Source organism: Rothia aerolata (assembly GCF_014635585.1).
In the GTDB taxonomy this organism is placed as follows: domain Bacteria; phylum Actinomycetota; class Actinomycetes; order Actinomycetales; family Micrococcaceae; genus Rothia; species Rothia aerolata.
In genome coordinates, this window is the sequence record NZ_BMDC01000001.1 from 52695 (window position 1) to 64698 (window position 12004).

At 57.9% G+C, this 12004-nt stretch carries 11 protein-coding genes; 7 read left to right on the forward strand and 4 right to left on the reverse strand.

From position 1 onward, the window contains the following. Positions 1 to 56: 56 nt before the first annotated feature. Together IEV00_RS00210 and IEV00_RS00215 are read right to left on the reverse strand one after the other, a co-directional pair. Positions 57 to 2003, reverse strand: a complete 1947-nt coding sequence (locus IEV00_RS00210; RefSeq protein ID WP_188358345.1) for an AMP-dependent synthetase/ligase — start codon at positions 2001 to 2003, stop codon at positions 57 to 59. 11 nt (positions 2004 to 2014) lie between these two features. After that, the gene (locus IEV00_RS00215; protein ID WP_188358346.1) at positions 2015 to 2785 is read right to left on the reverse strand and encodes an alpha/beta hydrolase; all 771 of its coding nucleotides are present in this window, start codon (positions 2783 to 2785) and stop codon (positions 2015 to 2017) included. Between the two features lie 142 nt (positions 2786 to 2927). Here IEV00_RS00215 and IEV00_RS00220 point away from each other — a divergent pair, with 142 nt between their 5' ends. Next, positions 2928 to 3671, forward strand: coding sequence for a lysophospholipid acyltransferase family protein (locus tag IEV00_RS00220; protein WP_188358347.1), 744 nt, complete (start codon positions 2928 to 2930; stop codon positions 3669 to 3671). Positions 3672 to 3842: 171 nt separating this feature from the next. Continuing rightward, the gene (locus IEV00_RS00225) at positions 3843 to 5216 is read left to right on the forward strand and encodes a class II 3-deoxy-7-phosphoheptulonate synthase (RefSeq protein ID WP_188358348.1); all 1374 of its coding nucleotides are present in this window, start codon (positions 3843 to 3845) and stop codon (positions 5214 to 5216) included. A gap of 3 nt (positions 5217 to 5219) precedes the next feature. On the opposite strand, the gene IEV00_RS00230 is transcribed toward IEV00_RS00225, so the two are convergent. Further along, a complete protein-coding gene (locus IEV00_RS00230) occupies positions 5220 to 6650 on the reverse strand; it encodes a serine/threonine protein kinase (RefSeq protein WP_229722979.1) in 1431 nt (476 codons plus the stop codon). A 127-nt stretch (positions 6651 to 6777) separates the two neighbouring features. Between IEV00_RS00230 and IEV00_RS00235 the strand changes: the two genes are divergently transcribed. Continuing rightward, positions 6778 to 7155 carry an Rv2175c family DNA-binding protein gene (locus IEV00_RS00235; RefSeq protein WP_188358350.1) on the forward strand — a complete coding sequence of 126 codons (378 nt, stop codon included), beginning with the start codon at positions 6778 to 6780 and terminating at the stop codon, positions 7153 to 7155. Between the two features lie 91 nt (positions 7156 to 7246). Here the strand turns inward: IEV00_RS00235 and IEV00_RS00240 are convergent, their stop codons facing one another. Beyond that, the gene (locus IEV00_RS00240; protein WP_229722980.1) at positions 7247 to 8356 is read right to left on the reverse strand and encodes a polyprenyl synthetase family protein; all 1110 of its coding nucleotides are present in this window, start codon (positions 8354 to 8356) and stop codon (positions 7247 to 7249) included. Between the two features lie 189 nt (positions 8357 to 8545). Between IEV00_RS00240 and dinB the strand changes: the two genes are divergently transcribed. The 4 genes from dinB (at position 8546) to rsmH (ending at position 12002) form a co-directional block, all read left to right on the forward strand. Beyond that, positions 8546 to 9811: a DNA polymerase IV gene (gene dinB, locus IEV00_RS00245; protein ID WP_188358352.1), complete on the forward strand. Its 1266-nt coding sequence runs from the start codon at positions 8546 to 8548 to the stop codon at positions 9809 to 9811. 99 nt (positions 9812 to 9910) lie between these two features. Further along, the gene (locus tag IEV00_RS00250; protein WP_188358353.1) at positions 9911 to 10306 is read left to right on the forward strand and encodes an SCO2097 family morphological protein; all 396 of its coding nucleotides are present in this window, start codon (positions 9911 to 9913) and stop codon (positions 10304 to 10306) included. 232 nt (positions 10307 to 10538) lie between these two features. Further along, entirely contained in the window at positions 10539 to 10973 is a 435-nt protein-coding gene (gene mraZ / locus IEV00_RS00255; RefSeq protein ID WP_188358354.1) for a division/cell wall cluster transcriptional repressor MraZ, read from the forward strand. 42 nt (positions 10974 to 11015) lie between these two features. Next, entirely contained in the window at positions 11016 to 12002 is a 987-nt protein-coding gene (gene rsmH, locus IEV00_RS00260) for a 16S rRNA (cytosine(1402)-N(4))-methyltransferase RsmH (RefSeq protein WP_268234160.1), read from the forward strand. Positions 12003 to 12004 lie beyond the last annotated feature (2 nt).

Genomic DNA, 12004 nt, shown 5'->3' on the forward strand with positions numbered 1-12004 from the left:
TTCTTTCAAAGGACGGCGCGTTCTGACTGCCGCTACAAAGGCGGCGCGGAGCGGGGCTAGTTGCTGTTCTTCTTCTGAATCTTCTCGCCCAGCTCTTGCAGCTTCTCGGCTGATTCAGCCTTGAAAGCCTGGTACTTTTCGCTGGTTTCAGCGCGGTAGTGCTGGAGGTTCTCTTTCTGCTCCTGCACCGACTCGCGGGTGCGCTGGTAGATGTCTTCCACCAGGGCAGAGAAATCCTTGAGCACCTCTGAGCGTTTGACCTTCTGGGAGGGGGTGAGGTGACCTTCTTCTTCGGTCCACTGGCGCGAGGTAATGCGGAATTCGCGAATAGCCTCTGCCTTGGAGACAAAGGAGTTGGCGTCATCCACAAACTTCTGGATATAGTCGCGCACCCGGGGGTTGGTGGAAGCATCCTTCATACTCATATCCCGCGGCAGGCCCAGATGCTCTAGCTCGTCGGGCAGGGTATCAGGGTCCAGGGTAACCAGTGCCGAGACAAAGGGCTTTTCATCGCCCACCAGCATGGCGTTAGACACCAGCGCCGAGGTGCGCAGCCGGTCTTCAGCCTGGCCGGGAATCACGTTCTTGCCTCCGGCGGTGACAATAATTTCCTTCTTTCGGCCCACAATCTTTAAGAAGCCCTTGCGGTCAAATTCGGCCAGGTCGCCGGTGCGCAGCCAGCCGTCCTCGGTAAAGGCAAGGGCGTCTTCTTCGGGGTTCTTATAGTAGTGAGGGATGACGCCGACGCCGCGAACCTCCAACTCGCCGTCCTCGGCTATGCGCGCCTCAGCGCCGGGAAGGAGAGGGCCCACATTGCCCACCTCAAACTGGCGGGTGCGGCCCACCGAGATGGAACCGCAGGTCTCTGTCATACCGTAGCCCTCAATCACCTGCACGCCCACGGAATGGAAGAAATGGCCCAGGCGGGGAGCCAGGGCACCACCGCCAGAAACCGCATATTTGAGGCGTCCACCCAGGGCGGCACGGAGCTTGGAATAGACCAGCTTGTCGTAGAAACGGTACTGGGCTTCTAGCCAGACCGAAACGTGGCCGTTAATCTTTGCTTGAGACCAGACTCCGGCGATGGTCACCGCGCGGGTGAAGAGCGCCTTATTGACCCGACCGCCCTTCTCTGCCTTACGGATTGAAGCCTCATATATCTTCTCAAAGACCCGGGGCACCACCAGCAGGAAGGTGGGCTTAAAAGAATCCAGGTCAGAGGTAAGGTTCTTGATGTCGGGGGAGTGACCCACCACCACACCGGAGTCGATGGCCAGAATCTGAACCTCCCGCGCCAAAACGTGGGCCAGGGGCAGGAAGATAATGGTGGAATTACCGTACTGGGCGACGTTAGACTCAGCCACCTTAACCTGGGCTGACAGCCTCACAAAGTTACCGTGGGTCAGCGGACAGCCCTTAGGCTTACCGGTGGTGCCCGAGGTGTAAATAATCGAGGCAATGGAGTCGAGGTTAGCGTTGCAACGGCGGGCCTCCACGGCGTCGTCCTCAATATCAGCCCCAGCGGCAACCAGCTTGTCGATCGCGCCGTCATCGATGACCCAGGTGTGCTCTAGAGCCATCTCTTCATGCTCGCCGCAGTGGCTAATCACCTCTGCCAGCTTCTCATTCTCAACGAAGACAGCCTTGGCTTCGGAGTGGGAGAGAGCCCAGGCTGCCTGAGCGGGGGAGGATGTCTCGTAGACCGGCACAGAAACCGCACCGGCGTACCAGATTGCAAAGTCGATGAGGGTCCACTCGTAGCGGGTGCGGCTCATAATACCCACCACATCGCCGGCCTCAATGCCCGAGGCTATGAGCCCCTTGGCCAGGTCGGTTACCTGCCGCCGGAACTCGGTAGCCCGCACCGGCACCCAGTTGCCGGGGGAGCGCTGCACCTTATAGAGTACCGGGTCAGAACTATCAGCTGCACGGCGCTCAAGTATATCGGTGATGTTTTGGCGGGGATCAGAAACTAAAGCCTCGGGAGCGGAAACGTATTTCATGGGTTCTCTTCTCATCGGGACTCAAGCTCGCGCACGAACTCGAGAGACTTCTCCAAAATAACAGGTGCATCGTAGTCCAGGGTGGCTACGTGATAGCTTCGATTAAGTGACACAAATTCTATCGGAGATTGAACCTTTTTCATGAAATAACGGTGCGAAGAATCCGAAACCACATGGTCTTGATCTGACCTGAAATAGAGCACCGGATTCTTCAGGGCGCCTAACATAGGCCGGGTATCTTGGCCCAGCCGGTGCAGCTGGTGGGCGGCCTTCAGCGGTACTCGCAGATAGCCGCCCTCGTCAACCCCGGGTTTGGCAATATCAGAGGTAATTCCCTCGGTGGTCAGCGAAAAACGCGAGGCAATTTTGGCAAAGCGCAGGGCAGGGGTGGGGTCTTGTACAAAGGGGTTGACCAGAATAGTTCCGGCGACTTCTCGGCGGATGGACTCGCGAATGGCCAGGCCTCCTCCCATGGATAAACCGAAGAGGACGACGTCGTGCCCGTCGGCTTTCAAACGCCAGTAGGCGCGGTCTACCTCATCGAGCCACTGTAGGTAGGTGGTCTCTACCATATCTTGCCAGCGGGTGCCGTGGCCGGGTAGGCGGGGCATCTCCACCGCATAACCCTGCTCGGCAAAGAACTCAGCTACGGGACGAACGCTCCAGGGAGAGCCGGTGAAACCGTGTACCACCACGATGCCGATTTTCTTACTGCCCGCAGCTGAGAGGGGCTCGTGGTTGATGTCGGAGGGGAGGGAGTGCTCCGTCGCTGTTTCTGACATATCTTCCTTTCCCACACCGCGCCGGTGAGGTGTGACCGTATACGACTACCCTCCATTGTGCCAGCAGAAAACTCCGCCTGTTAAACCGGGTAAAATGAAAACTGACTTGCCCGCGACGATTATGTTAGAAGAGGAGAGCCCCATGCTGTATTCGACCCTCAAAAACTCGGTAGTTGGGCCGGTTCTGAACAGGGTATATCGGCATGAGGTGCGCGGGCTTGAGCATCTGCCCGCTTCGGGGGCTATTATTGCCAGCAACCACCGGGCTTTCTGCGACTCGGTATTTTTGGCGTTGGCTCTGCCCCGCCCTATCTTCTTTCTGGCCAAGTCTGATTACTTTACCGGTAGGGGCCTCACGGGCTGGGCTCGGCGCTGGTTTTTTGAAGCGGTGGGCCAGCTGCCTATGGACCGCTCGGGCGGGGAAAAATCCCTGAAGTCGCTGGAGGCAGGTGCTGAGAAGCTACGCCAGGGTGGCTTGTTGGGAATCTATCCTGAGGGCACCCGCGCCCCCGACAGCCGCGGTTATAAGGCAAAGATTGGCGTTGCCCGCCTGGCGCTGACTGCCCGGGTTCCCGTGGTGCCGGTAGGGCAGGTGGGCACCGAGAAGGTGCAGCCCATCGGTTCCAACGCCGTGCGGGTGCGCGAAAACGGCACAAAAATTACTGTTCAGACGGTTTTTGGTAAGCCCCTGGACTTCTCTGCCTACTACGACCGGGCAGACGACTTTGAGGTTTTGCGCCGGGTTGCAGATGAGATCGGTGCTGCGGTGCGCCAGCTGGCGGGCCAGGACTACGTCCCCGTTTATGCCGGTGACGTTAAAAAGGTGATGGACGAGCGCTCGGTGAGTGTTGACCGGGCGATTGAGCTGGTTCAACCCGCCGAGTAGATAGCAATTCTTAGTAAATTTTTGTAAAAATTGAGCAATAATATTTCTTACATTTAGCATCTTGAGAAATAAATGTGAAATATTTAGGTCTCACCCCTAGACTTGACACAGGCCTCGCTTTCAATCGGTGAGGTATCGAAAGCCACCAACAACAGTAAGCAAAGGCAAAAAATGAGCGATCTGTTCCCCGAGACTACGCCGTCACTGACTCCGCAAAACCTGCCGGAGCTCGATGAGTGGCGCAACCTCAAGATTGACCAGCAGCCCACCTGGCACGACCACCCCGACTTCAAAGCTTCAATCAACGAGCTCAATTCTGTGCCCCCGCTGGTCTTTGCCGGGGAGATTGACCGCATGCGCAAGAACCTGGCAGAGGTTGCCGAGGGTCGGGCTTTCTTCCTGCAGGGCGGTGACTGCGCTGAAACCTTTGCCGGTGCTACCGCAGACCGTATCTCAGGCCGTATCAAGACCCTGCTTCAGATGGCCGTGGTGCTCACCTACGGTGCCTCTATGCCCGTGGTGAAGATGGGTCGTATGGCCGGTCAGTTCTCTAAGCCGCGCTCCTCAGATACCGAAACCCGCAACGGCGTCACACTGCCCTCCTTCCGCGGCGAAATGGTCAATGGTTTTGACTTTACCGAGGAATCTCGTGTGCAGGATCCCAAGCGGATGGTGCAGGGCTACCACACCTCGGCCTCCACCCTTAACCTGGCCCGCTCCTTCACCACCGGTGGTTTCGCAGATTTGCGCCTGGTCAACCAGTGGAACAAGGGCTTTACCTCCAACCCCGCCCACGCCCGTTACGAATCGCTCGCTAGCGAGATTGATCGTGCCCTCAAGTTCATGGAGGCCTGCGGCGCTGACTTTGACGCGCTCAAGACCACCGAGCTCTACACCGGCCACGAGGGCCTGCTTTTGGACTACGAGCGGGCCCTGACCCGCATCGATTCCCGCACCGGCCGCCCCTACGACACCTCGGGCCACTTCATCTGGATTGGCGAACGCACCCGCGGCTTGGACGACGCCCACGTCAACTTCCTCTCCAAGGTTAACAACCCCATCGGTGTGAAGCTGGGCCCCACCACCACGGTTGATGAGGCGCTGACCCTCATCGATAAGCTGGATCCCGAGCGGGAGCCCGGCCGCCTGACCTTTATCACCCGCATGGGTGCCTCGAAGATTCGCGAGAACCTGCCCAAGCTGGTGGAGGGTGTTCAGAACGAGGGCGCCAAGGTGGTCTGGGTAACCGACCCCATGCACGGTAACACCATTTCGGTTCCCTCCGGCTACAAGACCCGTAAGTTCGACGACGTGGTGGATGAGGTCAGGGGCTTCTTCGAGGTGCACGAGGCACTGGGATCCTTCCCCGGCGGTATTCACGTGGAGATGACCGGTGACGACGTCGCTGAGTGCCTGGGCGGTTCCGACCCCATTGAAGAGGCTGCTTTCGCAGACCGCTACGAGACCCTCTGCGACCCCCGTCTCAACCATCAGCAGTCGCTGGAAATCGCTTTCCTGGTGGCCGAGTACCTCTCCCGCCGCTAAGGTCTAGGGGCTGGTAGCTGAAAAGAGCGAGGTCCAGGCCTCGAACCAGGCGGAGCCCAGCAGGGAGTTCGCCAGCTGCCAGCCCACAAACCCGGCTCCGAGAAAGCCCAGGAGCAAAATAATTGCGGTGAGAATGAGGGCCACCGGGCTGGGTGCCTCCCTCCATCTGACCGCAGGACGTCGCGGGTCGGTTGCCTCTGTCTCCTGCAGGTGCGCACCAGCCTCAGCGGCGTCGTCCTGACCATAATCCTGCCCGCTGGCTACAGAGCCGGCGGGTTTTGGTCTATATTCGGCGGAAATCGGTTCAAAATTCGGGTTTTTCTTCGGGGCAGGCTCGGGGCCCACACCGGCAATGGGTGTGGGCAGGTACTGCTCAGCCGCGTCTAGATGAGAGGCTTCAAGCTCGGAGTCCTCAAGGATTTCCTCGGGGCAGGCGAAACCAGAAATCGGGGTCTGTTGCAGAATTTTGGTGGCTCCGGTGCGGTCGGCAACGGTCTCCACCGACTCCCAGAGAGTCTCGGTCGGTGGGCTAGAGACATCGGCCCGATAGGCCAGCTCGGAGTCAGTGAGCTGGGCTGAAATATCCTGGAGCACTTCAAAGAGCTCGGTGGCATCGGCGGGGCGGGCAGAGGCCTGCTTGCGGGTGCACCACTTGATAACCCCCGCCAAATCAGGCGTAACCCCCGGGGCAAACTGGGCTACCGAGGGAATCTCGGTATTGACGTTGTGGTAAATCACCTGCTGGTCATCGCCCATGCCGGGAAAGGGAAGCCTGCCGGTGAGCATTCGAAAGAGCATAATCCCCACGGCAAAAATATCGGCGCCGGGGCCAACTCTGGCCTGGGGATCTATAATTTCGGGGGCAACATAGGCGGGGGTTCCCATCAGCTCGCCCGTCCAGGTCTGGTCGGTGCGACGGGTCAACCCAAAATCGGTGAGCTTCACGCTCTGCTCGGCGGAGGAAAGCAAAACGTTGGCGGGCTTCATGTCCCGGTGAATGAGCCGGTGGGCGTGTACTTCTGAGAGCCCCTCAACCACCGGAATCATAATCTCGAGGGTTTCACCTACCGAGAGCACCGGCCGCACGGCGAGCAACTGCTGCAGAGTGCAACCGTGCACGTAGTCCAAGACGATGAACATCATCTCGTAGCCGCGTATCTGCTGGGTTCCCGAATCAATTACACCCACCACGTGGTCGTGGCTAATCTGGCGCAGGGACCTCTCTTCGCGGAAGAACTTCTGCTGCTGCGAGGGATCAGTAGCTAGGTGAGGAAAGAGAACCTTGATAGCCACCGGGTTATTGGACCACAGGTCAACCCCGTGATAGACCTCTGCCATGCCGCCCCGGGCAATCAACCTGCCCACCTCAAAATGGCCAGCAAAAATCTCGCCGGTCAGCCAGGGCATAGAAGATTGCGTTGTACGTGAGCTCATATTGCTCACCATACTAGGGGAAAAAGCTGAAAACTTGGTGAAAAACTCTCAGATGCGTGCAGGCACGGTCGCTTCACGAGGGGCGCAAATCTAGCAAAATAGCCGGCTTCAATGGCACACTTGAAACGTGACTGAAGAAAATACCGCAAAAACTGCTGAAATCTTTGAACTGGTAGGGGAGTGGACCACCATTCCCGATATTGCCGAGGCCCTTGATCTCAAGGTGACCCGCGTTCACAACCTCATCTCAGACCGCGCCATACTTGCTCTGCGCGACCCCGAAACCGGCGTGCGCAAGGTACCCGCTCTCTTTATTAATGGGAACCGGCCGCTGGAGTCCCTCAAAGGCACCCTAACCGTTCTCTCAGACGCTGGCTTTAGCGACGAAGAAACCATCGAGTGGCTCTTCACCAAAGACGAGACCCTGCCCGGTCGTCCGATTGACGCCCTCATCGACGGCCGGAAAACCGAAATCCGCCGCCGGGCATCGGCTATGGCCTGGTAGGTCATCGGACATAGTGAAAAGGCAACCCCCAACCGCTTGGCTGTTCGCCGGCCCGGTCAGGGGTTGCCTCTCTTTTTTTAAAAAGCCCGGGTTAAGAGGCCCTGTGTAAAATTTTTGCCACGATTGCTTCCAGCGCCTGCTTGACCAGGGGCTCTAGTTCCATATCGTTTAGCTCCGCCGACACCGTAGTCTGGGTCTGCGCAATAATTTTTTCGACCTCGGCTAGAGCGCCGCTGGCTATAATCATGGAGCGTAGCTTTTCAATATCTTCCAGGCTGAGATCCTGCTTGCCCAGGGAATCGTTGAGCAGGGCCCTCTCCTCGGGGGACGTGTTCTTTTCGGTCAGCGCCACCAGCACGGTGCGCTTGCCCTCCTTGAGGTCATCACCGGCGGGCTTGCCGGTTTCTTCCGGTGCCCCGAAAACCCCCAGCACGTCGTCCCGCAACTGAAAACCCTCACCCAGCGGCAGGGCAAAGGCGCGGTAGGAATCGACCAGCCGGTTTGCCTGGGAAGCCTTGAGCTGCTGGGCCAGGGCGCCGCCCAGAGCAAGCGGGTGCTCGCAGGAGTACTTGGCAGACTTATAGCGGATCACATTGTGGGCGCGGCTCAGGGCTAGGTCGTAGTCCTCAGAGCCCACCACTTCACCCAGAACATCCAGGTACTGGCCCGCCATCACCTCGGTGCGCATGAGGTCAAAAATCCGCCGCGACTCAAAGCCCGCGGCGGCCTCGGCGCCAATGCTAGAGAACATTGCCTCAGACCAGGAAAGGCAGAGATCGCCGGCAATAATTCCGCCGGTCATGCCGAACAGGTTTCGGTCGCCCAGCCAGCCCTGCTCGGCGTGCATGTTCTCAAACTGTTTGTGGACGGCGGGGGCACCGCGGCGGGTCGCCGAGCGGTCGATAATATCGTCGTGAATCAGGGCGGCCGACTGAAAAAGCTCAATGGCGGCACCCGCCTTGACCACACGGGGGTCATTGGGTGTTCCCCCGGCACCGCGCCAACCCCAGTAGCACAGCAGAGCCCGCAAGCGTTTGCCGCCGGTTGAGAGCTGGCGGATTGAATCAAGGAGCGGGGTAGCCTCAGGTGAAATAGAGCCCAGCACCTCTCGCTGGGACTCAAAAAAACGAGCCAGCTCATCTTCAAGCGCCTGTAAAAAGGTGGCCTGTTCACCCTCAATCTGTTCAGTCAAAGACGTCAAAGCCTTCTCCCTCGCCCGAGGCTCCATGCGCGCTACCCTTCTGCCGTGAAATTCTTTCCTCCCCAGCTTATGCCACCGGCCAAGGCCAGAGCTAGTTAGTGCTTCACCCAGGTGATTGAAGACAGGCCCCTCTCAGGGTAGAATCGAATATACTTTCGAAGAATGAGCTCTGGGTAGGTGAGGGGTAGCGTGCACGATTCTCAGTCCGATAGCCACCGTAGCCCTGATCAGCGCGTGATTATGCACCTGGACATGGATGCCTTCTTTGTCTCCGTTGAGCTCCTGGCCCGGCCTGAACTTAAGGGGCAGAGAGTCATCGTAGCGCGCGAAAGCAGCCGCAGCGTCGTCCTCTCAGCCTCCTACGAGGCTCGCACCTTTGGCGTGCGCTCGGCCATGCCGCTGGAGCGCGCTCGCCAGCTCTGCCCCGATGCAACCATCGTTGAACCCAGCGCCAACTACCGCGGCTACTCACGGGCAGTCATGGCCATTCTGCACGATGTGACCGACCGTGTGGAGCAGGTCAGCGTAGACGAAGCCTTTGTGGATCTCACCCCCACCCTCAGACGACTGGGCAACCCCGTTGATGTGGCCCAGTCCGTGCGCGAGCGAATCTGGCAGGAGCTGGCGCTACCCAGCTCGGTGGGCATTTCGTCTTCAAAATTTATAGCCAAAATGGCATCGTCGGGGTCTAAACCCAACGGGCTCTGGGTGGTTCCGCCGCATCGCGTGCAGGAATTTCTTGACCCCATGCCGGTGGGAAAGCTGTGGGGAGTGGGGCCGAAAACCGCCTCCACCATTGAGTCCTGGGGAATCCATACCGTAGCCCAGCTACGTGAGTACGATCTCGATTTTCTGATGGCTCGGTTGGGCAGGGCGGCGGGGGCGCACCTCTTTCAGATAGCCCGGGGCATTGACGACCGGCCGGTGGTCACCTTTCGGCAGGAGAAGTCGATGGGGGCGGAACACACCTTTGCGCAGGACTCTACCGATGCCGAAGAAATTAGCCGTGAGATCTTCAAACTTTCCCTGGCGGTGGGGCGCCGCTTGCGAAAGGCCCAGCGGCAGAGCCGCTCGCTGAGCCTAAAAATTCGCTTCGACACCTTCGAGACACTCAGTCGATCCTGCCTGCTAGAAAGCTCCACCGATTCCGGCAGGGAGATTCACCGAGCGGTGATGAAGAGGTTGCGGGAACTAGAAATTGTGGACGCCGCAGGGCGGGTTCCCCGGCCCATCCGTCTGCTGGGGGTGCGGGCAGAGAAGCTGGAAGGGCGGGAATCCGGGGTGCAACAGTCCCTGCTGGATGACACCCTGCAGCCGACTGCCCAGAACTACTCCCGCGACTGGCACGGAGCTGAGGCAGCTATGGATGCCATTCAGCAGAAATTTGGTGCAGAGGGCTTACTTCCCGCCAACTTCCTCAAAGTCAGCGGCAAATCCACTGAGAGAAGAGGGTAATAAGAAGGTTTCATATGGTGAAGCTAAACATCACTATGTATCATTTAACTACTAGCGCACCGTCAACTATCCAGCGCGCCACTGATAAGGAGGCTACCCATGCCGCTTTCTGAGCATGAACAGAAGCTCTTGGAACAGCTTGAGCAGCAGCTCAATGCTGATGATCCTCGTTTTGCCTCGTCGATGGCCGCTGATGAAGCACGCCCGGTCACCCGGTTTTCTCTGCGCAACGTGGTGCTGGGTATTTTGGTGGTTCTGGTGGGCCTGGGAATTATTATCGCCGGTGTCTCTACCAAGCTGATTTTGCTGGGTGTGCTGGGTTTTGTCGTGGCTGCTGCCGGTGTTTATTTTGCAACCGTTCACAAGGGTTCAGGAACGATCTCGGCCAAGGATAGTGCTAAGTCGGCAGCGGGCAAGCGTAAGCCCCAGAACACCTCCAACTTCATGCGCGGTTTGGAAGACAAGTGGGACGAACGCCGTAATCGGGGTCTCTAGAAAATAAGTTTCGAAATGAGGGCGCTTTTGAAAGTGCCCTCATTTTTTGTGCCCGAATTCCAGCCCTCTACCGCAAAAACCCTGTGAAAACTGTCAAAAAGAAGCGAAATGGGGTGACCTTTCATTGATTGTGGAGTGGGGTGGAGTAAAGTGGAGGAAAGTAGAACAACATGGCTGTAGTTTGTGTAGGAAGCGGGGCACGAACCCTCGGTGCGAAGGCAGGTGATAGCTCATGTTCTTGGGCACCTATTCACCGCGTCTCGATGAAAAGGGCAGGCTGATTCTTCCCGCAAAATTTCGTGATGAGCTGGCAGAGGGGCTGGTTTTAACACGTGGGCAGGAGCATTGCCTCTATGTCTTTAGCATGAGGGAGTTCGAGCAGGTGCACGAGCGTCTCAGAAGTGCCCCCATTTCTTCCAAACAGTCGCGTGACTATATTCGAGTTTTTCTTTCGGGCGCCTCTGATGAGGTTCCCGATAAGCAGGGTAGGGTGACCATTCCGCCTATGCTCCGCGACTATGCGGGTCTGGGTAAGGAGCTTACGGTTATCGGTGCAGGGTCTCGTGCAGAGATTTGGGATCGCACCACCTGGGAGAACTATCTGGCCGAGAAGGAGAATGAATTCTCTGAAACAGACCAGGAAGAACTCTTAGATTTTCTGCCCTAGAAAACACTGTAGGGCAAAGCAAACTCAGCTAAAGGAGCAAGAGTGACCGAGGGATTTAATCTCACGGCCAAGGAGGCCAAAGACCGGCATGTGCCGGTGATGCTTGACCGTTGTCTTGAGCTCCTCGCACCCGGAATCGAAAAGCCCGGTGCTGTGGTGATTGATGGAACGTTGGGTATGGGCGGCCATTCTGAGGCGATGCTTCAGCGCTTTCCCGATCTCACGGTGGTGGGGATTGACCGTGACCTGCAGGCCCACAGGTTGGCAGGGGAGCGCCTTGCCGCTTTTGGTGACCGTTTTAAGCCCGTTCATGCGGTCTACGATGAAATTCCGCGGGTACTGGACGAGCTGGGTCTTGACGGTGTGGATGGCGTGCTCTTTGATTTGGGTGTTTCTTCCATGCAGTTGGACGAACGCGAGCGCGGCTTTGCTTACTCCTATGATGCACCACTGGATATGCGCATGGATTCTACTGAAGAACTCACGGCGGCGGTTGTGGTCAATGAATACGACGAAGCCGATTTGAGAAGAATTATCCGCACCTGGGGCGAAGAGAAGTTTGCCGGTCGGATTGCGGGCGCGATTGTTAAGGCACGCGAGGAAAAACCTTTGACCACTACCGGCGAACTGGTTAAGGTTATTCAGTCTGCTGTACCGGTGGGGGCCCAACGTAAGGGGGGACACCCCGCGAAGCGTACTTTCCAGGCCCTGCGTATTGAAGTCAATCATGAGCTAGATGCTCTGGAGAGGGCTGTTCCTGCCGCTATCGATGCTCTGAACGTGGGTGGCCGGCTGGTGGCGATGAGCTATCACAGTCTCGAAGACAAGCTGGTTAAGCGCGCCATCACCGCGCGCGCGACTTCTTCAGCTCCCAAGGGGTTTCCGGTGGAGCTTGAAGAGCACAAGCCAGAACTCAAGGTTCTGACTCGCGGTGCTGAACCTCCTACCGAGGTTGAGATTGAAGAAAACTCGCGAGCCGCTAGCGCGAAGCTTAGGGCAGCAGAAAAAATTAAGAGCACGAGGAAGTAATC

Excerpts from the sequence above, each read along its gene's own strand:
- IEV00_RS00230 (WP_229722979.1), bottom strand. The coding sequence starts at position 6,650 with ATGAGCTCACGTACAACGCAATCTTCTATGCCCTGGCTGACCGGCGAG.
- IEV00_RS00220 (WP_188358347.1), top strand. The coding sequence starts at position 2,928 with ATGCTGTATTCGACCCTCAAAAACTCGGTAGTTGGGCCGGTTCTGAAC.
- IEV00_RS00210 (WP_188358345.1), bottom strand. The coding sequence starts at position 2,003 with ATGAAATACGTTTCCGCTCCCGAGGCTTTAGTTTCTGATCCCCGCCAA.
- IEV00_RS00215 (WP_188358346.1), bottom strand. The coding sequence starts at position 2,785 with ATGTCAGAAACAGCGACGGAGCACTCCCTCCCCTCCGACATCAACCAC.
- mraZ (WP_188358354.1), top strand. The coding sequence starts at position 10,539 with ATGTTCTTGGGCACCTATTCACCGCGTCTCGATGAAAAGGGCAGGCTG.
- IEV00_RS00250 (WP_188358353.1), top strand. The coding sequence starts at position 9,911 with ATGCCGCTTTCTGAGCATGAACAGAAGCTCTTGGAACAGCTTGAGCAG.
- IEV00_RS00225 (WP_188358348.1), top strand. The coding sequence starts at position 3,843 with ATGAGCGATCTGTTCCCCGAGACTACGCCGTCACTGACTCCGCAAAAC.